Source organism: Dactylosporangium fulvum (genome assembly GCF_025137375.1).
Classification (GTDB): Bacteria; Actinomycetota; Actinomycetes; order Mycobacteriales; family Micromonosporaceae; genus Dactylosporangium; species Dactylosporangium fulvum.
The window spans coordinates 6195812-6218543 of sequence record NZ_CP073720.1 but is presented as its reverse complement, the minus strand read 5'-3'; the positions used below and the strand labels follow the sequence as shown (position 1 = coordinate 6218543).

Annotated in this window: 8 protein-coding genes; 3 read left to right on the top strand and 5 right to left on the bottom strand. The window is 74.9% G+C overall.

All coding sequences use genetic code 11. From position 1 onward, the window contains the following. Nucleotides 1–930, bottom strand: coding sequence for a menaquinone biosynthetic enzyme MqnA/MqnD family protein (locus tag Dfulv_RS29045; RefSeq protein WP_259856802.1), 930 nt, complete (start codon nt 928–930; stop codon nt 1–3). Nucleotides 931–1223: 293 nt separating this feature from the next. Here Dfulv_RS29045 and Dfulv_RS29040 point away from each other — a divergent pair, with 293 nt between their 5' ends. Then, nucleotides 1224–2441, top strand: coding sequence for a nucleotide disphospho-sugar-binding domain-containing protein (locus Dfulv_RS29040; RefSeq protein ID WP_259856800.1), 1218 nt, complete (start codon nt 1224–1226; stop codon nt 2439–2441). A 1-nt stretch (nt 2442) separates the two neighbouring features. On the opposite strand, the gene rfbH is transcribed toward Dfulv_RS29040, so the two are convergent. The 4 genes from rfbH to Dfulv_RS29020 all read right to left on the bottom strand — a co-directional run bounded on the left by rfbH (nt 2443) and on the right by Dfulv_RS29020 (nt 13933). Beyond that, nucleotides 2443–3753, bottom strand: coding sequence for a lipopolysaccharide biosynthesis protein RfbH (rfbH, locus tag Dfulv_RS29035; protein WP_259856798.1), 1311 nt, complete (start codon nt 3751–3753; stop codon nt 2443–2445). After that, nucleotides 3746–4795, bottom strand: a complete 1050-nt coding sequence (locus Dfulv_RS29030; RefSeq protein ID WP_259856796.1) for an NAD-dependent epimerase/dehydratase family protein — start codon at nt 4793–4795, stop codon at nt 3746–3748. The genes rfbH and Dfulv_RS29030 overlap by 8 nt, the downstream gene beginning before the upstream one ends. A 185-nt stretch (nt 4796–4980) precedes the next feature. Next, nucleotides 4981–6348, bottom strand: coding sequence for an MFS transporter (locus Dfulv_RS29025; RefSeq protein ID WP_259856794.1), 1368 nt, complete (start codon nt 6346–6348; stop codon nt 4981–4983). Nucleotide 6349: 1 nt separating this feature from the next. Then, nucleotides 6350–13933, bottom strand: coding sequence for a non-ribosomal peptide synthetase (locus Dfulv_RS29020; RefSeq protein ID WP_259856792.1), 7584 nt, complete (start codon nt 13931–13933; stop codon nt 6350–6352). A gap of 192 nt (nt 13934–14125) precedes the next feature. On the opposite strand from Dfulv_RS29020, the gene Dfulv_RS29015 reads away from it, so the two are divergent. Both Dfulv_RS29015 and Dfulv_RS29010 read left to right on the top strand, forming a co-directional pair. Next, nucleotides 14126–21967, top strand: coding sequence for an amino acid adenylation domain-containing protein (locus tag Dfulv_RS29015; RefSeq protein ID WP_259856790.1), 7842 nt, complete (start codon nt 14126–14128; stop codon nt 21965–21967). Next, the gene (locus Dfulv_RS29010; RefSeq protein WP_259856788.1) at nt 21960–22724 is read left to right on the top strand and encodes a thioesterase II family protein; all 765 of its coding nucleotides are present in this window, start codon (nt 21960–21962) and stop codon (nt 22722–22724) included. The genes Dfulv_RS29015 and Dfulv_RS29010 overlap by 8 nt, the downstream gene beginning before the upstream one ends. Nucleotides 22725–22732: the final 8 nt, after the last annotated feature.

Sequence of the window (22732 nt, the reverse complement as noted above, 5' to 3'; positions counted from 1 at the left end):
TCACGCTGATGGCAGCAGCCGCACCTCGACGTCCGGCGGGAAACCGGCGTCGGGCCCACCGACACGGCGCGCGAACTCCGCGATCCCGGCCAGCTGCCGGTCGCCGAGGCTGAAGTCGAGCGCCGTCATGTAGTAGCGCCGCAGGGTGACCGCGTCGAACGGCTCCCACCGGGCCGCCTGCTCGCAGACCGCGTCGACCTCCTCGAGCGACAGGTCGCGCGAGGCCAGGAACGCGTCGTGCACCCGCCGCACCGTCTGCGGCTCGCGTGCCAGGAACTCCCGGCGCGCGGCGAAGACCGCGAACACGAAGGGCAGGCCGGTCCACTCCCGCCACATCGCGCCCAGGTCGTACACGCGCAGGTTCAGCCGCTGCGCCTCGGTGAGCGCCGCGCGCAGGGCGACGTCGCCGATGACCACGGCCGCCCGGGCGTCGCGCAGCATCACGTCGAGGTCCGGCGGCGCCACGAAGTAGTCCGGCCGCACCCCGACCAGGTCGCGCAGCAGCAGCTGGGCGAGGCGGACCGAGGTGCGGCTGGTCGAGCCGAGCGCCACCGCGGCGCCGTCGAGCTCCTCCAGCGGCACCTTGCTCACGATGAGGCACGACATCACCGGGCCGTCGCTGCCGACCGCGATGTCCGGCAGCGCGACGAGGTCGTCGGCGTGGCGCAGGAACTCCAGGAGGCTGATCGGCCCGATGTCCAGCGCCCCGCCGGCCAGGGCGTCGTTGAGCCGGTCCGGGGTGTCCCGGCGCAGGTCGAGGTCGAGCAGGGTGCCGGTGCGGGCGAGACCCCAGAACAGCGGAACGCAGTTGAGGAAGTCGATGTGACCGACCCGGGGCCGCGTCCGGCGCTGCTGCCGGTCCGGCGTGAGGACACCGGTCGACGCGCCGGCCGGGGCCGGCTCCGTCACGGTGCCGAGCGATTCTGGCATGTCCACTCCCCAGGTCGGACCGGGTCGCCGCCAGCCACGCCTGGCAACGCCGCCGGTCTCCGCGGCCCGGTGCGGCCGGGACTGCCGGTTCCGCGGACCGCTGCCGCACCGGCCGACGCCGTGACCCACCGCCTTCGCGGGTCACTATTCCCGACCCCCGCGGTGCGCGACCACCGTGTGGGCGCCGATGCACCTCAAGTCTGGGTGTTCCCCCGGTTCTTGGTGCCCCGCGCGGACCGATCGCGCCGGTCGGCGGCATCCTTGGGGCGCTGTGCCCGATCGCTGGAGGTCCGATGCGCGTCCTGTTCACCGTCTCCTCATGGCCGACCCACTACGCCGCCATGGTGCCGCTCGGCTGGGCGGTGCGGGCGGCCGGTCACGACCTGCGGGTGCTGTGCGCGCCGTCGCAGGTCGCGGCGGTCGGCGGGGCGGGCCTGCCGCCGGTGCCGGTGCTCGGCGGCATGGAGGTCGCTGTCCACAATCGACTGTCGTACGTCCGTGAGGCGCTCGCCGGCGACTGGCCGTACCCCTGGCTGCCGCTGCACCCGCTCACCGGCGCGGCGATGTCCACACTGGACGACTTCGACGTGGCGGAGTACGCCCGCACGGACGGCGCCCGGTTCGCGGCCGAGTCGGCCCGCAGCCACGACGACGCCGTCGCCTACGCCCGCGACTGGCGCCCCGACCTGGTGGTGCACGACCCGGTCAGCACCGAGGGGCTGCTCGCCGCGATGGTCCTCGGGGTGCCGGCGGTCCTCGCGCTGTGGGGCCCGGTCGGCACGCACGAGCCGGCGCCGGTGCGGATCCTGCCCGACGACCCTGGCGGCTCGTTCGAGCGGCACGGGTTCGGCCCGTTCGGCCCCGACCTGGTCCGCCACGTCCTCGACCCCTGCCCGGGGCCCGTGGCGCCCCCGGTGCGCGCGGAGCGGATCCCGGTCCGGTACGTGCCCTACAACGGCCCCGGCACGCCCCCGGACGGCCTGCCGGCGAGCGGCCGGCCCCGGGTCTGCGTGACCTGGTCCACCGCGCTGCGCAGCATGTCCGGTCCCAGCTCGTACGCACTGCCCCGGATCCTGGCGGCACTCGCCGGGCTCGACGTGGAGACGGTGCTCACCGCGACCCGGTCGGACGTCGCCGCCCTCGGCGAGGTGCCGCCGGGCGTGCGGGTCCTGGAGCACTGCCCGCTCCACCCGCTGCTCGCCGACTGCGACGCCGTCGTGCACCACGGCGGCGCCGGCAGCGCGATGACGGCCATGGTGAGCGGCACGCCGCAACTGGCGCTCACGTTCGCCAGCGAGCAGGCCCGGCTGGCGCAGCGCATCGCCGACGCGGGCGCCGGGCGGCACCTGCCCGGCCACACGGTGACGGTGGAGACGATCCGCGACGCGGTGGCCGCGCTGGTCACCGACCCGTCCCACCGCCGGGCGGCCGCCGAGCTGCGACGCGCCGCAGCGGACCGCCCGGCACCGGTCGACGCGCTCGCGCGGCTGGAGAAGCTGGCGGCCGACTGAGTCAGCGCCGCCGGTCGGCGAACTCGCGGATCGAGCCGATCATGTAGTCGACCATCTCCGTGGTGACGCCGGGGAAGACCCCGATCCAGAAGGTCCGCTCGGTGATGACGTCGCTGTTCTCCAGGGTGCCGCTCACGCGGTACCGCTCGCCCTTGTAGGCGGGCTGGCGGGTCAGGTTGCCGGCGAACAGCAGCCGGGTGCCGATCCTGCGGGACTGGAGGAAGTCGACGAGCTCGCGCCGCTCGAAGCCGGCCTTGTCGGTCAGCGTGATGACAAAACCGAACCAGCTCGGGTCGCTGCCCGGGGTCGGCTCCGGCAGCAGCAGGCCCGGCACCCCGTCGAGTCCGTCGCGCAGGCGTTGCCAGTTGCGCCGGCGCGCGGCGACGAAGTCGGCGAGCTTCGTCAGCTGGCTCAGCCCGAGCGCCGCCTGGATGTCGGTCGTCTTCAGGTTGTAGCCGACGTGCGAGAAGATGTACTTGTGGTCGTAGCCGTACGGCAGGTCACCCATCTGATACTCGAAGCGCTTCAGGCACTTGTTGTCCTGCCCCGGCTCGCACCAGCAGTCCCGGCCCCAGTCCCGCATCGACTCGGTGATGCGCGCCAGCTCCAGGCTGTCGGTGAGGATGCAGCCGCCCTCGCCCATCGTCAGGTGGTGCGCCGGATAGAAGCTGACGGTCGAGTAGTCCCCGAACGTGCCGGTGACCCGGCCCTGGTAGGTGGAGAGCACCGCGTCGCAGTTGTCCTCCACGAGAAACAGCCCGCGCTCCTTGCACAGCTGCTGGATCTCCGCCACCGGGAACGGATTGCCCATCGTGTGCGCCATCATGACCGCGCGGGTCCTCGGGCTCAGGGCCGCCTCGACGCGCTCCACGGTGGTGTTGTACGTCCCGAGGTCCACGTCGACGAAGACCGGCACGAGGCCGTGCTGCAGCAGCGGGTTGACGGTCGTCGGGAAGCTCGCGGCGACGGTGACGACCTCGTCGCCCGGCCGCAGCCGCCGCTCGCCGAGCTCGGGCGCGGTCAGCGACGCGACCGCCAGCAGGTTGGCCGACGACCCGGAGTTCGTCAGGTGCGCCTTGCGCACGCCGATCGCCTTGGCGAACAGCCGCTCGAACCGCAGCGCGGTCGCGCCCGACGCGATCCGCATGTCCAGCGACTGCTCCACCAGGGCGGCGCGGTCGTCCTCGTCGAGGACCGCGCCGGAGGGCAGGATCGGCGTGACGCCGGGCACGAATCCCTGCTCCGCCGCCGCCCGGTCGCGGTGGAGCTTGCGGGTCTGCTCCAGGATGAGCTGCTTGACCTCGTCAACCATGTGCAGTGTCTCCATTCGCTGCGAAGCTCGGGATGGGTGCGGTCCCTCCGCGGAAGCCGGCCGGCTTCGCCCCTTCACGGTCCGGGTCCGTGCCGCCGCCGGTGAGCCGTGCGTGCCGCCACAGCGCGTCGACCGCGTCGCCGATCGGGCGGACCGGCCGCCAGGCCAGCTCCCGCCGGGCGAGACGCACGTCCAGCGGCCGGGCCGCGACACCGGCGTCACGGCCGTCGCGGCGCCGCCCGGCCGCGGCGCGCCGCACCACCCGGTCGCCGCCGGCGCACCGGACGAGCAGGTCGACGACGTCGGCCACCGGGACCAGCCGGTCGCCGCCGACGTTGACGACGGCCGGCACCGCCGGCGCCGCCGCCGCGCACAGGACGGCGGCGCTGACGTCCCGCACGTCGACGAAGTCACGCTCGCCGGACAGCGGCGGCAGTTCGACCGTCGCGGCACCGCCGGCGAACTGCCGCGCGAGACCGCCGAGCAGGCTCTGCGGCGGCGCCCACGGGCCCACCGCGGTCGAGATGCGCACGACCACGGCGTCGACGCGGCCGGCGGCCACGGCGCCGGTGACGATCCTCGTGCCGGCGAGCTTGGTCTGCGCGTACCGGCTGACCGGGCGCTCGGGCAGGTCCTCGGTCAGCGGCGGCCCGGGTGGCTGGTCGCCGTACTCGTAGGCGGAGCCGATGTGGACCAGCCGCACCCGGCGGGGCAGCGCGGCGACCGCGGCGACGAGCCGCTCGACCAGCACCACGTTGCCCTCGACCAGCTGCGTGTCGTCTGCGCCCCACAGCGCTCCGGCCGCGTTGACGACGAGGTCGGGCGCGCGGTCCAGCACGGCGGTGAGCGCGGCGGACGGGACCCGTGCGGCGTCGAGCCGCACGGTCGCGCATCCCGGCTCGGGGGAGGCGTCGCCGCGCACCACGGCGGTGACCCGCCACCCGGCGTCCAGCAGCGCACGGCAGACGTTGCGCCCGACGAACCCTGCCGCCCCGAGCAGCACCGCGTGCCGCGCGCCGGGCGCCGGTCCGGTGGTGTCCACGGCGGCCTCCTGGATCGTTCCGCGGCGTCCGGCGCGGCCGGTACCCTGGCCGGCCCGGCGACGGACGCGCTGCCGGTCCCCGCTGTTGAGCCATGGTGCGCCAGCGCGGGCGCCACGGCGCCGGGCCCACCGGAAGTCTGGGTGTTTCCCCGGACTCCGGTGCGGCGGCGCGGTCATCGCGGATCTCACACAGCGCTCGGCTGCGCCGAGGCGACGGGCTGGACGGGGGCGTCGGCGGCGTCCGCGGGGGCGGGCCCGGCACCGGCCTTCGGCACGTCGGGCAGTTCCGCCTCGAGCAGCCGCAAACGGGGCCGCAGCGCGCTGGCGACGACGATGCCGAGCAGCAGCGGCGCGGCCGCGAGGAAGACCAGGGCGATCCCGCCGGCGGTGCCGGGTCCGGTGAGCCGCCCGAGCGAGCCGGCGAGCGGCCCGCCGGGGTCGACCAGGGGCGCCGCGGCGTACTGCGCGAACGGACCGGCGACGCCGTACGCGAGGGGCTGCGCCGACCAGGCGAGCATCCGCCGGACGGCGAACACCCGGCCCTGCACCTCCAGCGGCGTCTTGAGCTGCCACAGGGTGGCGGTCACCGCGTTGGTCACCGCGTAGCCGGCGAGGATGCCGAACATGCCGGCGGCGGCGGCCCACACCGCGTGCGTAACGCCCATCGCGGCGACGAGCACGGCCTGGACGGCGCCGACGGTCAGGATGGCGCGCACCCGGCGGCGGGGCTCCCGGGTCAGGCTGACGATCCCGCCGCCGATGACCATCCCGGCCCAGCCGACGGCCTCGACCACGCCGTAGGCGGTGGGGCCGGACAGGGTCAGCACCAGCGGCGGCACCAGGACGATCACCAGCTGCATGCCGAAGTTGTGCACCGCGAAGAAGGTCAGCAGGCCGGACAGGCCCGGCCGGGCGCGGATGTAGCGCCAGCCGGCGCCCAGCTCGCCGCTCAGCGGCGCCTGCCCCGTCCCGGTCTCCGGCGCACCCGCCGCGGGCGGCATGCGGCGCAGGGACCACAGCATCGTGCCGAGCGCGGCGGTGAAGGTGACCACGTCGACGAGCAGCAGCCCGCGCAGGTCCAGCACGGTGTAGAGGCTGCCGGCGATCAGCGCGCCGAGCACCTCACCGAGCGCCTCGGCGAGCCCGACGCGCCCGTTGGCCCTGCCGAGGTGCTCCCGCGGGACGATCTCGGCCACCAGGGCGGAGAACGCCGGCCACTGCACCGCCTTGAAGACCGACAGGAAGACCGCCAGCACGTACAGCTGCCAGATCGCGAAGGCACCGGTCGTGAGCAGGACGAGGGCGAGCAGCGTGACGGTCGCCGTGCCCGCGTCGCTGAGCAGCATCGCCCGGCGGCGGTCCCAGCGGTCGACCAGCGCGCCGGCGATCGGCAGCAGCACGATCCCGGGCAGGGTCGCGGCGAGGATGAGCAGCGTGAACGCCGTCGGCGAGCCGGTCTGCGCGTACACCCAGATCCCGACGCCGAACGAGGTCACCGACGAGCCGATCAGCGACACCGCCTGACCGGCCCACAGCACGTGGAACACCCGCATGTCAGGCACCTCCCACAGGCCGGTCCGGGTGGCGCGTCACGGCGTCGAGCAGCTCGACCAGGCCGGCGAGCCGGGCGGTCACGGTGCCGGCGTCGAACAGCGCGGTGCTGTACTCGATCCAGCCGGAGATGCCCTCGGCCGTCTCGCTGCAGCGCAGGTGCAGGTCGTAGCGGCAGGTCCCACGGTCCAGGTGGAGCTGCCGCGCCCGCAGGCCGGGCAGGCCGTCCACGCCGGGCGGCAGGTTCTGCATCGCGAACATGAACCGGCACAGCGGTGGTTCGGTGCCCGCGCCGTACGCCTCGGCGAGCACCTCGAACGGGGTCCGCTGGTGCTCCCAGACCGCGAGCATCGTGGCGCTGACGCGGCCGACCAGCTCGCGGAAGGTCGGCCCGCCGGTGAGGTCGGCGGGCACCGGCAGGACGTTGGCGAACGGCCCGACCTCGTCCTCGGCGGTGCCCGGCCGGTTCGCCACCGGCACGGCGACGAGGAAGCGTCCGGCGCCGCTCTGCCGGGACAGCCACACCTGCACGGCGGCGAACAGCACCATGAAGGTGGTGACCCCGGCCGCCTCGGCGGTGGACCGGACCGCGGCCGCGACGCCCGGCGGCAGGTCGAAGTGGTGCGTGGCGCCGGCGAGGGACCAGCCCGCCGGTCGCGGCCGGTCGGCGGCGACGCCGACGTCCAGCGGGACACCGTCGAGCAGATCCGCCCAGAACGCCAGGTCGGCGGGGTCCGGTGGGCTCGGGGTGAAACCGGCGACCGCGGGCAGCTCGGCCGCCGGCCCGCCGGTGAGCGCGGTGTAGTGCGCCGCGAGGTCGCGCTGGATGACGCTGAGCGACCAGCCGTCGGCGACGGCGTGGTGGACGATGAAGCCGAACAGGTGCCCGGCCGGGCCGCACCGCACCAGGACCGCGCGCAGCAGCGGGCCGCGGGCGAGGTCGAACGGGCGGCGCAGCTCCGCCGTGGCGAGTGCCTCGGCGGCCTCGGCGGCCCCGGTGCGGTGCCGCACCAGCGTGGGCAGCAGCACCGGCTCCACGACCGCGGCCGGCCCGCCGCCGGCGACGGGGAAGCGGGTCCGCAGCGCCGGATGGCGGGCCACCACCGCGTCGAGCGCGCGTACCAGCGCGATCTCGTCGAGGTCGCCGTGCAGCCACGCGGTGAAGCCGATGTGGTACGCCGCGGTCTGCGGATCGGCGGCCTGGTGACGCACCATGAACGCCTGCGCCGGGGTCACCCGGCCGGTTCCGTCCGCGAGCGGCCCGGCGTCCTCCGCCACGACCGGCGCCTGGCCGTCCACATAGGATGCGACCGCCGCCACCGTGCGCAGCTCGAACACCGCCCGCAGCGGCACCCGCAGCCGGGCCGCGAGCCGGGTCGCCAGCAGGGAGTGGCCGCCGCGTGCGAAGAAGTCGTCGTCGCGCCCGCACGGCCCACCGGTGCCGCCCTCCGCGGCGAGGAGGCCGTCGAACGCCGCCGCGACCCGCCGTTCGGTGGCGGTGCGCGGCGGCTCGCCGGCCGGTGCCTCGACCGCGCCGAGCAGCGCCTTGCGGTCCACTTTCTGGTTGGTCGTGCGGGGCAGCGCGGGAACGGCCTGCAGGACGGCCGGCACGAGGTACTCGGGCAGCAGCTCACCCAGCCGGGTCCGCAGGGCCGGGACGTCGGCGGTGTCCGGTGCCACGAACGCGGCCAGCCGCGGCGCCGCAGGCCCGCCCGTGACGACGACCGCCGCCTCGGTGACCCCAGGCAGGCCGCGCAGGACGCTCTCGACCTCGGCCGGCTCGACCCGGTTGCCGCGGATCTTCACCTGGTCGTCGTCGCGGCCGACGAAGTGCAGCATGCCGTCGGCGTCGCGGTAGGCGGTGTCGCCCGTGCGGTACGCCCGGGCGCCCGGCGTTGCGGAGAACGGGTCCGGGACGAAGCGCTCCGCGGTCAGCCCCGGACGGCCGTGGTAGCCGAGGGCGAGCCGGTCACCGCCGATCCAGACCTCGCCGGGCACGCCGGTGGCGGCGAGGTCGCCGGACCGGTCGACGATCCACACCCGCGCGCCGGGCGCGGCGCGGCCGATCGGCGCCGCACCGGTATCGCCGGGCCCGGCGTCGACCCGGTGCCAGGTCGTGGTCATCGTGGCCTCGGTCGGCCCGTACTGGTTGACGACAACGGGCCGTCCGGCGAAGGTCTCCGTCGCGCGGACGGCGTCGTGCAGGTCGAGGACCTCACCGGCGGTGAGCACGAGTCGCAGCCGCGCCCCGGCGCCCGGACGCTCGCGCGCCTCGGCCAGCAGCGCACGCAGTACCGTCGGCACGACACTGAGCAGGCAGGTGACGCCCTCGCGGTCGATCGCGTCGAGGATGGCCGCGGGGTCGGTGGCCCGGTGGTCGGCCAGGAGTACCACCCGGGCGCCCGCCGTGAGCGGTCCGATCAGGTCGCGCACCGACGCGTCGAACGCGAGCGCCGGCAGTTGCAGCACCGTGTCGTCCGGGCCGATGCGGTGCGTCGGCAGCAGGTAGTCGGTCAGGTAGGCGGCCGCGGCCCGGTGCCGGGTGACGACCCCCTTCGGCGTGCCGGTGGAGCCGGAGGTGTACGCGAGGTAGGCGACGCCGTCCGGCGGCACGACCAGCTCCGGGACCGCGTCCGGCGCGTCGCCGTCGACGGGCACCACCTCGACGGGGAAATCGGCGCCGGAGCCGGCGACGACCCAGCGGGCGCCGCTGTCGGCGAGCACCGCCCGGTGCCGGGCCGGCGGGTGACGCAGGTCGAGGGCCACGTAGGCGGCGCCGGTGCGCAGCACCCCGAGGACCGCGGCGACCTGCGCCACGCCCCGGCCGAGCGCGATGCCGACGACGTCGCCCGGCCCCGCACCCCGCGCGTGGAGCAGCCGGGCGACACGACCGGCGTGCGCGTCGAGCTGCCGGTAGGTGCACGAACCGTCCACAGCGGTGAGCGCGACGGCGTCGGGGCTGCGTCCGGCCTGCCGCGCCACCAGCGTGTGCAGGCAGTCCGGCGTGCCGGCGGCGGGCCCGCCGGTGCCGGTCAGCTCCCGCCGCTCGGCCGCGCCGAGCAGGTCGAGGCGGTGCACCGGGGTGTCCGGCGCGGCGACGGCGTTGCCGAGCAGGGTCACCAGGTGGCCGGCGGTGCGGGCGATGCGCGCCGGATCGAAGCGCGCGGTCCGGAAGACCATGGTGCCGCCGAGGCCGGCCGGCCCGTCCTCGAAGGAGACGTTGAGCTCGGCCTTGGCGGAGGAGGGGACGAACGGCTCGGGGCTCAGCGTGACCCCGCCGCTCATCATGGCCGTCGCGGGCGGCTGGTCGATGGTGACGGTGTACCTCGTGAGCGCCGCCGCGTCGAGCCGCAGCGCGTCGACCAGGCGGGCGAAGGGCAGCTGGCGGTGCTCGTACGCGTCGAGGACCGCGGCGCGAACCGCGTGCAGCAGCTCGCGGAACGGCACGGCCCCGGTGACCCGCACGCGGAGTAGGACGGTGTTGAGCAGCAGGCCGACGACGCGCTCCAGCTCGGGCCGGGCCCGGTCGGCGACCGGCATGGCCAGGACCACGTCGTCGCTGCCGGTCCAGCGGTGCAGCAACGTGACGTACCCGGCGAGCAGCACCATGAACGGCGTGCAGCCCTCGGCAGCGGCCAGCTCGCGCACGGCGGCCGCCACGGGCGCCGGGACGGTGAACCGGTGGGCCGAGCCGGCGGGGTCCGGCCGGGCGCCGCGAGGCCGATCGGCGGGCAGGTCCGGTCCGGGCGGCAGCCCGGCCAGCCGGTCGCGCCAGTGAGCCAGTTCGAGGTCGAACCGGTCGCCCCGCTCGAGGCCGCGCTGCCAGCGGGCGTAGTCGGCGGCGGTGTGCCGCGCGGGGACGGCGGGCTGCGGCCGGCCGGTGACGGCGGCGTCGTACGCGGTGACGAGGTCGTCGTGCAGCACACCGAGCGACCAGGCGTCGACGACCACGTGGTGGAAGGCGAGGGCCAGGACGTGCTCGTCGTCGGCGACGGTGACCAGCGCGGCCCGTGCCAGCGGCGGCCGGGCCAGGTCGAACGGCGCGTCGGTGACCTGCCGCACGAACCGGTCGAGGGTCTCGGCGCACTCCGCGACCGGCAGGGCGCGCAGGTCGTGGCGCGGCACGGCCAGATCGAGCCGGGACGCGACGACGCGGTGGGGCACCCCGTCAACGGCCTCGAAGGTCGTGCGCAGGGCCTCGTGCCGGTCCGGCAGTGCCCGCAGCGCGGTGACGAGCGCCTCGGCGTCGAGCGGTCCGCGCAGCCGGCTGACGACGGGCACCACGTAGGCGGGGTCGCCGGGGGTGAGCTGGTCGACGAGCCACAGGCCCGTCTCGGCCGCGGACAGCTCGGGCACCGGCCCGGCGGCAGCGGCGACCGGCGGCAGCGGCGGCGCGGCGACGGCGTCGTCGAGCAGCGCGGCGAAGCCGGCCGGGGTGGGCGCGTCGAACGCCCAGCGCAGCGGCGCGTCGACGGTGAGGGCGGTGCGCACCCGCGACAGCAGCTGCACCGCGAGCATCGAGTGCCCGCCGAGGGCGAAGAAGTCGTCGTCGCGGCCGACCCTGCCGACGCCGAGGACCTCGCCCCACAGCCCGGCGAGCAGCTCCTCCGTCGGGGTGCGCGGTGCCTCGTACGCAGCGTGGACGGGTGTGTCGTCGGGTGGTGCTGGGAGGCGTTTGTAGTCGATTTTGCCGCTGGACAGTTGGGGCATTGCCGGCAGGGTCACGATCACCGACGGCACCATGTATTCGGGCAGCCGGGTGCGTAGCCAGGTGCGTAGTTCTTGGGGGTCGGTGGGGTTGTCGGTGGGGGTGATGTAGGCGATGAGGCGGTCGTTGGTGGTGGTGACGGCGGCGTGGCGGGCGCGTTGGGTGAGGGTGGCTTCGATTTCGCCGAGTTCGATGCGGTGGCCGCGGAGTTTGATTTGTCGGTCGAGGCGGCCGAGGAAGTCGATGCGTCCGTCGGTGCGCCAGCGGGCGAGGTCGCCGGTGCGGTAGAGGCGGCTGCCGGGTGGGCCGTAGGGGTCGGGGGTGAATCGGTCGGCGGTGAGGTCGGGGCGGCCGAGGTAGCCGCGGGCGAGTTGGATGCCGCCGATGCACAGTTCGCCGGGCACTCCGACGGGCTGGAGGCGCAGGCTTGTGTCGAGGATGTAGGCGCGGACGTTGGTGGTGGGTGTGCCGATCGGGACGCGGGGGTCGCCGTCGAGCCGGCACCGGTCGACGGTCACGTTGACCGCGGTCTCGGTCGGCCCGTAGGCGTTGTAGAGGTCGGCGCCGAGCAGCGTCAGGCACTGGGCCCGTAGTTCGGGGGTGAGTGCTTCGCCGGCGCTTTTGATGACGCGGAGGGCTGGTAGGGGTGTGTTGCCGCCGTGGGCGAGGAGTGCGGCGAGCATGGTGGGCACGAACCGGACGTATGTGACGTTTTCGGTGGCGAGGAGTGTGCGGAGGTAGGTGGGGTCGCGGTGGCCGCCGGGGTCGGCGATGACGAGGCGGGCGCCGGCGGTGAGGGTTGCGAAGATTTCGACGACGGAGTCGTCGAAGGTGACGTTGGTTTTGAACAGTACGGTGGCGGTGGGGTTGAGGCCGAACCGGTCGATCTGCCAGTGGATCTGGTTGTGTGCGGCGCGGTGGCTGATCATGACGCCTTTGGGCCGGCCGGTCGAGCCTGAGGTGTAGAAGACGTATGCGAGGTGGTCGGGGAGCACGCCGGACGGTGGGCAGGGCGCGGGGTGGGCGGCGATGGCGTCGGCGTGTTCGTCGACGAGGATCGTCGCGGTCGGTCGTGCCTGGAGGATGCCGGCGAGGTCCGCGGTGGTGACGACGAGCGCCGCGGCGGCGTCGTCGAGGACCATCGCGGTGCGCTCGGCCGGGTGGTCGGGGTCGAGGGGGAGGTACGGCGCGCCGGCGCGGACGACGGCGACGATCGCGACGACCAGGTCGATACCGCGGTGCAGCAGGACACCGACCGGCCGGTCCGGTGTCGCGCCCGCCGCGCGGAGGTGTCCGGCGAGGCGGTCGACCCGTCCGGCCAGTTCGCGGTATGTCACCCGGTGGCCGCCGTGCACCAGCGCGACGTCGTCGGAGTCCGCGCGTGCGGTGATCGCCGCGGTGAGGTCGGCCGGGCCGGGGTACTCCCGCACCGGGCCCTGCCAGGCCTCGGTGACAAGTGCCAGCTCGGCGCGGCCGAGCAGCGGCAGGCGGGCGACCGGCAGCGCGGGGTCGCCCGTCGCGGCGGCCAGCAGCGTCAGGAAGTGGTCGAGGACCCGCTGCGCGTCGGCGTCGTCCCACAGGTCCCGGCGGTACTCCAGCTCCAGCTCGAGGGTGTCGGCGTGCTCGCTGACGGCGAGGGTGACGTCGAACTTCGCGGTGCCGGGCCGGAACCGTTCGACGAGCGTCATGCGCGCGTCCCCGAGCCGGATGCCGGTGCCGGTGCGCGCGGCGGAGCTGTTCCAGTCGAACAGCACCTGGAACAGCGGGGTGGTGTCGAGGTCCCGGTGCACCGGCAGGGTGCCGATCACCTGCTCGAACGGCACGTCCTGGTGCGCGTGCGCGGCGGTGGTCGCCTCGCGCACCCGGCCGAGCAGTTCGGCGAACGGCAGGGAGCGTTCGACGCCGGCGCGGACCACGACGGTGTTGACGAAGAGCCCGATGAGCGGTTCGACCTCGGGCAGCATCCGGTTGGCGACCGGCGTGCCGACCAGGATGTCCCGCTGTCCGCTGTAGCGGTGCAGCAGCGCGTACAGCGCCGAGAGCAGCACCATGAACGGCGTCGCGGCCCGCTCCCGGGCCAGGGCCCGGACGGCGGCCGTCAGGTCGGCACCGGCCCGTGCGCGGGCGCGGCCACCACCGCCGCCCGCCGGCCGGGGACCGGACGACGGCAGTTCGAGCCGCTCGGGCGCGTCGGCCAGCTGCCGGGCCCAGTAGGCGAGCTGGTCGTCGTAGCCGCCGTCGTCGAGGCGCCGCCGCTGCCAGGCGGCGAAGTCGGCGTACTGCACCGGCGGCGGCGGCGCTGGCCGGTCAGCGGTGCCCAGCGCCGCGGCGTAGCCGGTCGCGAGCTCCCGCGCGAAGACGTCGACGGACCAGCCGTCGAAGGCGATGTGGTGCAGCGTGAGCACGAGGTGGTGGCGCTCCGGGGCGGTGCACGCGAGGACGGCCCGCCAGACGGGGCCGGCGGCCAGGTCGAACGGGCGGGCGTACTCCTCGCCGGCCAGCGCGTCGAGGTCGGCGTCGGTGGCCCCGGGGAGGTCGAGCCGGTGCAGGCGCAGCGTGACCGGGCCGGGGACCTGCTGATAACCGGCACCGTCGCGCCGGTACGCCGTGCGCAGGATCTCGTGCCGCTCCTCGATGCCCCGCAGCGCCGTCTCCAGCGCGTCGGTGACGAGGGGGCCGTCGATGCGCAGCGTGAAGATCACGTGGTACGTCGGCTCGCCGGGGTGCAGTTCCTCGAGGAACAGCATGCGCTGCTGGGCCGGCGAGACGGCGCGGGGGCCCCGGCCGCGCGGGATGGTCTGCGGGCGCGTGCCGCCGGTGAGGCGTGCCAGGCGTTGCTCCAGCACGGCGCGCACGTCGGGCGACAGGCCGGTGGTCATCGCATCCCCTTCGACGGTGTACGGGACATGCAGACAGGCAACACGACGCGGACTAGGGGCTTTGTTAGGAGCGGTAGGTCCGGGGGCAGGTGAGCCCGGAGGGTGAAGAGGGTGAACCCGTGAAGTTTGGGAAATGTGCTAGCGCGCCGCACCTAGGTTCGGTCCCGGCAACGACGTCGGAATGAGGGACTCGTGCGGGCGATCGACGAACACACAGGTGAGCCCCAGGCGGCGATCGAGCGCTCGGTCGGCAGGCTGCTGGACGTGCACGCGCGGGTGATGGCCCAGGTCCACGCCCTGCTGCTGGAGAACGACAGCATCGCCGTGACCCACCCGGCCCCGCCGTCCCCGCCGCCGCTGCCGCCTGTGGCGCCGCCCACCTATCCGCTGTCCGTCACGCAGCGTGAGATCTGGTTCCTCGAGCAGGTCGGTGCCGGCTCCGCACGCGCCTACAACGAAGCGGTGCTGCTGGACCTGACCGGCCCGCTCGACCCGGCCGCCCTGCACCGGGCGCTGGCCGCCGTCGTCGCGCGGCACGACAGCTTCCGTACCGTCTTCGCGCCGGACGGCTCGCACCAGCGGGTGCTTCCCGAGGTACCGGTCGGCCTGCCGCTCGTGGACCTCACCGGCGAGCCGGACGCGCGGCGCCTCGCCTGGCTGGACGAGCGGGTCCAGGAGAGCTTCGACCTCGTGGCGGGCCCGCTCGTGCGCGCCGCGCTGCTGCGGCTCGCCCCCGAGCACCACCAGCTCCACCTGCTGGTCCACCACAGCGTGGTCGACGGCTGGTCGTTTGTTGTCGTGGTCGACGAGCTGCTCCGGCTGTACGAACAGGACCGGGCCGGCACCCCGGCCGGACTGGCGGCAGCGCCCGCCTACCGTGACCACGTCGCCCGGCAGGCGGCCCGCCGCGCGAGCGGGACCGGCCGGGCCGCCGCCGACTACTGGACCGGACGCCTCCGCGGCCCCCGCCCGGTGCTGCGGCTGCCGCTCGACCGGCCGCGCCCGGCCAAGGGCACCGGCCGGGCGGCGCGCATCGAGCTCGCCGTCGACCAGGCCGTCGCCGACGCCGTCACCGACCGCGCCCGGCAGCTCGGCACCACGGCCTTCACCGTCCTGTTCGGCGCGTACGCGCACCTGCTGCACCGGCTGACCGCCCAGGACGACGTCGTCGTCGGCGTGCCGGTCGCCGAGCGCGACCACCCCGGCGACGACCGGCTCGTCGGGCACTGCAACACCGTGCTGCCGATCCGGGTCGCCGGCGGCGGCCGGGCCAGCGCCCGCGACTACCTGCGCGCCGTCCAGCGGGACCTCATCGACGCCTACGACCACCCCGACTTCAGCGTCGACCTGCTGCGCGAGGACGGCGCGGAGGCCGACCGGACCCCGCTGTTCCGCACGTTCTTCAACCTCGACCGCGCCCGCTCGATGCCGCACCCGACCGGCATGCGGGCCACGGTGCTGCCCACCCCGCCGTCGTTCGCGAAGCTCGACCTGTTCGTCGACGTGCTGTGCATCGGCCGGGCGATGACGGTGCTGTTCGAGTACGACACGGCGCTGTTCGACGAGGCGACCGTGCGCGGCTTCGCCGGCATGTACGAGCAACTGCTGCGCGAGATCACCCACCGCACCGACGAGCCGCTCGAAGCGCTGGAGATCGTCCCGCCGGCCGCCCGCGAGACGCTGCTGGCAGCGGCCCGCGGCCCGCGCACCGCGGCGACCGGCGCCGGCAACGTCCTGGAGCTGTTCGAGGCGCGGGCCACGCGGACGCCCGATGCGCTCGCCGTGGTCCACGGCGACGAGCGGCTGTCCTACGCGGAGCTCGACACGCGGGCCGAGGCCCTCGCCACCCGGCTGCGCCGGCTCGGCGCCGGTCCGGAGCAGCGGGTCGCGGTGCTCCTGCCCCGCTCGGCGGCGCTGGTCGTGGCGGTGCTCGGCATCTGGAAGGCCGGCGCCGCCTTCGTTGCGCTCGACGCGGACACGCCGATCGCGCGCCGCCGTGCCGTCGTCGCCGACGCCGAGGCCGGCCTGGCGGTCACCACCGTCGCGCTCGCCGGCGAGTTCGACGGTACCGGCATCACCTGCGTCGACGTCGAGGACACCGGCCCGCAGGAGGCGGCGCCCCGCCGGGCCCGCCCAGCCGGTGCGCTGGCGTACCTCATCTACACCTCCGGCTCGACCGGGCGCCCCAAGGGCGTCATGGTCGGCGACGACACGCTGCTGTCGGTGTACCGCGGATGGGAGTCCGCCTACCGGCTGCCCGGCCGGATCCGCTCGGTCCTGCAGATGGCCAACTTCGGCTTCGACGTCTTCGTCGGCGACCTCACCCGCGCGCTGTGCTCCGGCGCCCGGCTGGTGCTGTGCCCGCGCGACCTGCTGCTACAGCCCGAGCGGCTGCTCGACCTGATGCGCCGCGAGGAGGTCGACTGCGCGGAGTTCGTGCCGCTGGTCGCCCGGCGCCTGGCCGAGCACGCCGCCGCGGCCGGCGAGCGCCTCGACGGGATGCGGCTGCTGATCGTCGGCTCCGACCACGTCGACGCCGACGACCTGACCCGCATGCGGGCGCTGCTCGGCCCGGACGGTGAGGTCGTCAACTCGTACGGGCTGACCGAGGCGACGATCGACAGTACCTACCTGGTCCACGACAGCGACCTCGACCACGGCGGCGTGTGCCTCGTCGGCGGGCCGTACCCCAACGCCGAGGCGTACGTCCTCGACGACGACCTGCGGCCGGTGCCCGCCGGGGTGCCCGGCACGCTGTACGTCGGCGGCGGCCTCGCCCGCGGGTACGCCGGGCGCCCCGACCTCACCGCGGACGCGTTCGTCCCGCACCCCTACGCCGAGCGCCCGGGCGAGCGGCTCTACCGGACCGGCGACCTCGCCCGCCACCGCCGCCGCGGCGACCGCCTCGTCATCGAGTACCTCGGCCGGCAGGACCAGCAGCTCAAGATCCGCGGCTACCGGATCGAGCTCGGCGAGGTCGAGGCGGCCCTGCGCACGGTCACCGGCCTCGCGGCCGCCGTCGTGGTGGCGCACCCCGGCGGCGACGACGGCGGCGACCGGCTCGTCGCGCACGTGGCGGCCCGCCCCGCCGGGCAGACGCTCGTCGAGTGGCACGAGCGGCTCAGCGACCGGCTGCCCCGCTACATGGTGCCCGACGGCTACGTGCTGCACGACGCGCTGCCGGTCAGCCGCAACGGCAAGGTCGACCGGGCGGCCCTGCTCGCCGCCGGTACCGGCGCGGTCGTCTCGGCCCGGCGCGAGTACGTCGCACCGCGTACCGACCTCGAACGCCGGCTCGCCGAGGTCTGGTCGGCGGTCCTGGAGCGCGACCGGGTCGGCGTGACGGACGACTTCTTCGCCCTCGGCGGGCACTCGCTGGTCGCGACGCGGCTCGTCAGCCGGGTCCGCGCGGTGCTCGGCCGGGAACTGGCCATCCGGGACCTGTTCGAGACGCCGACGATCGCCGGCCTGGCCGCGCGGTTCGACGCACCGGCCGCCGTCCGGCCCGCGCTCACCGCCGTCGAGCCGCGCCCGTCGACCGTGCCGCTGTCACCGGCGCAGCAGCGGCTGTGGTTCCTGCACGAGTTCGAGGGGCCCGCCGCCACCTACAACATCCCGCTGGCGCTGCGCCTCACCGGAGCCCTGGACCCCGACGCGTTGCGTGCGGCGTTCGACGACGTGGTGGCCCGCCACGAGTCCCTGCGTACCACGGTGCGCACCGTCGAGGGCTCGGCCGTGCAGCGGATCGCGCCGGCCGGCACGGTGCGGGTGCCGTTCGTGACCGAACGGGTCGCGCCGGACGGCGTCGCCGCCATGGTCGCGGAGGCCGCCGCGCAGCCGTTCGACCTGGCCGCCGACCTGCCGCTGCGGGTCCACCTCTTCGCGCTCGGCGCGCACGAGCACGTGGTGGTCGCGGTCCTGCACCACATCGCCGCCGACGCCTGGTCGATCGGGCCGCTCGCCCGGGACCTCACCGCCGCCTACGCCGCCCGCTCGGCCGGCACGGCACCCGCGTGGTCGCCGCTGCCGGTGCAGTACGCCGACTACACCCTCTGGCAGCAGCGGCTCCTGGGCGGCGACACCGACCCGGACAGCCTGGTCTCGCGCCAGCTCGACTTCTGGCGGTCCACGCTGGCCGGCGCGCCACCGGCGCTCGAGCTGCCGGGGGCCGGCCGCCGGCCCGGCCCGCACAGCGCCGACGGTGCCGACGTCCGCTTCACCATCGACGCCGGCCTGCACGAGGGACTGGCCCGGCTGGCCCGCCAGGAGCGGGGCAGCGTCTTCATGGTCGTGCAGGCCGCCCTGGCCGCGCTGCTGACCAGGCTCGGCGCCGGCACCGACATCCCGATCGGCAGCCCGGTCGCCGGCCGGCTCGACGACGCGCTCGAGGACCTGATCGGGTTCTTCGTCAACACCCTCGTCCTGCGTACCGACACCTCGGGCGACCCCACCTTCCGCGAACTGCTGGACCGGGTGCGTACGACGGACCTGGCCGCGCTCGCGCACCAGGACGTGCCGTTCGAGCAGCTGGTGCTCGCGCTCAACCCGCCCCGCGCCGAGGGCCGCCATCCGCTGTTCCAGGTGATGCTCGTCGCCGACGGGACCGAGCAGGTCGGCGCCGAGCTGCCCGGTCTCCGGGTGACGGAGGAACCGATCGCCGCGACCACGGCGCAGTTCGACCTTGTCCTCGTGCTGCGCGAGCGCTACGGTCCCGGCGGTCGCTGCGACGGTGTCCGGGCCGAGTTGCGGTACCGCACCGAGCTGTTCGACGCCGCCGACGCGGCGCAGCTCGTGGCCAGGCTGATGCGGGTCCTCGGCACGGTCGCCGCCGATCCCGACGTGCGCTGCGCCGACCTCGACGTCCTCGACGACGCCGAACGGGTGCTGGTGACCGAGGCCTGGCAGGGCCCGGTGCGGGAGTACCCCGGCCCGGCCGACCTCACCGCGGCGATCACCGCACGCGCGGACTCCGACGACGTCGCGCTGGTGCACGGCGGCCACCGGGTGACATACCGCGAACTGGCCGGACGGGTCGACCGCCTCGCCGGACACCTCCGCGCGGCGGGCGCGACACCGGACCGGCCGGTCGGTGTCCTGCTGCACCGCGGTATCGACCTGGTCGTCGCGATCGTCGCCGTCGTCCGCGCCGGCGCGCCGTACCTCCCCCTCGACCCCGACCACCCGGCCGAGCGCACCGCGATGGTCCTCGACGACGCCGCCGCGGCGCTCGTCGTCACCACCGCGGACCTCGCCGGCATCCTCCAGGCACGACCGACCGCGACGATCCTCGTCGACGAACACGCCGACGCCATCGCCGCCCACCCCGCGCCCTGCCCACCGTCCGGCGTGCTCCCCGACCACCTCGCATACGTCTTCTACACCTCAGGCTCGACCGGCCGGCCCAAAGGCGTCATGATCAGCCACCGCGCCGCACACAACCAGATCCACTGGCAGATCGACCGGTTCGGCCTCAACCCCACCGCCACCGTACTGTTCAAAACCAACGTCACCTTCGACGACTCCGTCGTCGAAATCTTCGCAACCCTCACCGCCGGCGCCCGCCTCGTCATCGCCGACCCCGGCGGCCACCGCGACCCCACCTACCTCCGCACACTCCTCGCCACCGAAAACGTCACATACGTCCGGTTCGTGCCCACCATGCTCGCCGCACTCCTCGCCCACGGCGGCAACACACCCCTACCAGCCCTCCGCGTCATCAAAAGCGCCGGCGAAGCACTCACCCCCGAACTACGGGCCCAGTGCCTGACGCTGCTCGGCGCCGACCTCTACAACGCCTACGGGCCGACCGAGACCGCGGTCAACGTGACCGTCGACCGGTGCCGGCTCGACGGCGACCCCCGCGTCCCGATCGGCACACCCACCACCAACGTCCGCGCCTACATCCTCGACACAAGCCTGCGCCTCCAGCCCGTCGGAGTGCCCGGCGAACTGTGCATCGGCGGCATCCAACTCGCCCGCGGCTACCTCGGCCGCCCCGACCTCACCGCCGACCGATTCACCCCCGACCCCTACGGCCCACCCGGCAGCCGCCTCTACCGCACCGGCGACCTCGCCCGCTGGCGCACCGACGGACGCATCGACTTCCTCGGCCGCCTCGACCGACAAATCAAACTCCGCGGCCACCGCATCGAACTCGGCGAAATCGAAGCCACCCTCACCCAACGCGCCCGCCACGCCGCCGTCACCACCACCAACGACCGCCTCATCGCCTACATCACCCCCACCGACAACCCCACCGACCCCCAAGAACTACGCACCTGGCTACGCACCCGGCTGCCCGAATACATGGTGCCGTCGGTGATCGTGACCCTGCCGGCAATGCCCCAACTGTCCAGCGGCAAAATCGACTACAAACGCCTCCCAGCACCACCCGACGACACACCCGTCCACACCGAATACGTCGCACCGCGCAGCCCCGCCGAGGACGCGATGCTCCAGGTGTGGGCGGAGGTCCTGGACCGCCCCGGCCTCGGCGTCGAGGACGACTTCTTCGCGCTCGGCGGGCACTCCATGCTCGCCGTCCGGCTCGTCAGCCGGATCCGTGCGGCGTTCGGCGTGGAGCTACCGGTGCGGGCGGTGTTCGACGCGCCGACCCCGGCGGGCCTCGCCGCTCAGCTCACCGGCGTGCGGGGCACCGCCCGCCCGGCGCTCGTCCAGGGGGTCCGGCCCGACGTCGTGCCGCTGTCGCCGGCGCAGCAGCGGCTGTGGTTCCTGTACCGGCTGACCGGTCCCAGCGCCACGTACAACGTGCCGGTGTCGATCCGGCTCACCGGCGACCTTGATGCCGAAGCGCTCGCCGGGGCGCTGACCGACGTCGTCGCCCGGCACGAGAGCCTGCGCACCACGGTCCTCGAGGTCGGCGGCGTCCCGACCCAGCAGGTCCGGCCGGCCGACGGTGCCGCCGTGCGGATGCGGGTCGTCGACTGCGGCCCGCACGGTCTCGCCGCCGAGCAGGCCGCCGCGGCCGCCACCGCGTTCCGGCTCGACGAGGACCTGCCGCTGCGGGCCTGGCTGTTCCGGCTGAACGACGCCGAGCACGTGCTGACGGTCGTACTGCACCACATCGCCTGCGACGGCTGGTCGATGGTGCCGCTCGCGGCCGACCTGGCCCGCGCCTACGGGGCACGCCGTGCCGGCGGCCGGGTCCGGTGGGAACCGCTGCCCGCGCAGTACGCCGACTACACCCTGTGGCAGCAGGAGCTGCTGGGCTCGGCGCGCGACCCGCGCAGCCTGCTGGCGCGGCAGCTGGCGTACTGGCGGCGGACCCTCGCGGGCATGCCGGCCGAGCTGGCGCTGCCGTTCGACCGGCCCCGCCCGGCCGCGGCGTCGTCCGCGGGGCGGGGTGTCACGTTCACCGTCGACCCGGACGCGCACGCCGCGCTGGCGAACGTCGCCCGGGGCAGCCGCGCCAGCGTGTTCATGGCCGCGCAGGCGGCCCTGGCGGCGTTGCTGACGCAGGTGGGCGCCGGCACCGACATCCCGCTCGGCACCCCGGTCGCCGGCCGGCCCGACGAGGCGCTGGACGGCCTCATCGGCTTCTTCGCCAACACGATCGTCCTGCGCACCGACACCTCCGGCGACCCGACGTTCACGGACCTGCTCGCCCGCGTCCGCGACGCCGACCTGGAGGCGTACGCGCACCAGGACACGCCCTTCGAGCACCTGGTCCAGGCGCTCAACCCGGCCCGGTCCAGCTCCCGGCACCCGCTCTTCCAGGTCATGATCGTCGCCGACGACACCGAACGGGGCGGCTTCGACCTGCCGGGCCTCCGGCTGCGGATCGAACCGACCGCGTCGACGACCGCCAAGTTCGACCTCAACGTGATGCTGCGCGAGCGGATCGGACCGGACGGCGCCTGCCTCGGCGTCGACGGGCTGCTCGAGTACAGTACCGACCTGTTCGACGACGAGACCGCACAGGACCTCGCGGAGCGCTACGTCGCGCTGCTGGCGCAGGTCGCGGCCGATCCCGGTGCCCGCTGCTGCCGAAAGACGGTGACCGCTGGTGAATGACACCCTGTATGCGGGGCAGACCCCGTGGCTGCCCAACCGCCGGTCGGCCGCCGACACCGCGCTGCGGCTGTTCTGCCTGCCGCACGCGGGCGGCGCGGCCTCCGCTTTCCGCACCTGGCAGCACCACGTGCCGTACGGCATGGAGGTGTGCCCGGTGCAGCTGCCCGGCCGGGAGACCCGCTTCGGCGAGCCGCTGCCGACCGGCATCGTGGACCTCGTGCCCGCCCTCGCCGAGGCGGTGCTGCCCAGCCTCGACGTGCCGTTCGCGCTGCTCGGCAACAGCATGGGCGCCCTCGTCGCCTACGAGCTGGCCCGGTACCTCCACCGCCACTACCTGCTGTCGCCGGTGCGGCTGGTCGTCGCGGCGGCCCGCCCGCCCGGCGGCGCCGCGTTGCTGCCCCGGGTCAGCCACCTGAGCGACCAGGAGTTCGGCCGGGCCATGCAGGCGCGGCACGGCGGCATCCCGGACGAGATCCTCGACGATCCGCAGATCGGCGCGGTGTTCCTGCCGGTGCTGCGCGCCGACATGGGCATGGTCGAGCAGTACCGCCCGGCGCCCGGCCCGCCGCTGACCTGCCCGGTGAGCGCCTACGCCGGCACGCGCGACGGCAACGTCGGCGCCGCCGACCTCGACGGCTGGGCCACGGTGACGACCGGCCGCTTCGACCGCCAGGTCCTGGACGGCGACCACTTCGCCGTCATCGACCACCCCCAGCTCGTCATCGGCCGGCTCGCCGACGAACTGGCCCTGCGCTGACCCCTTGG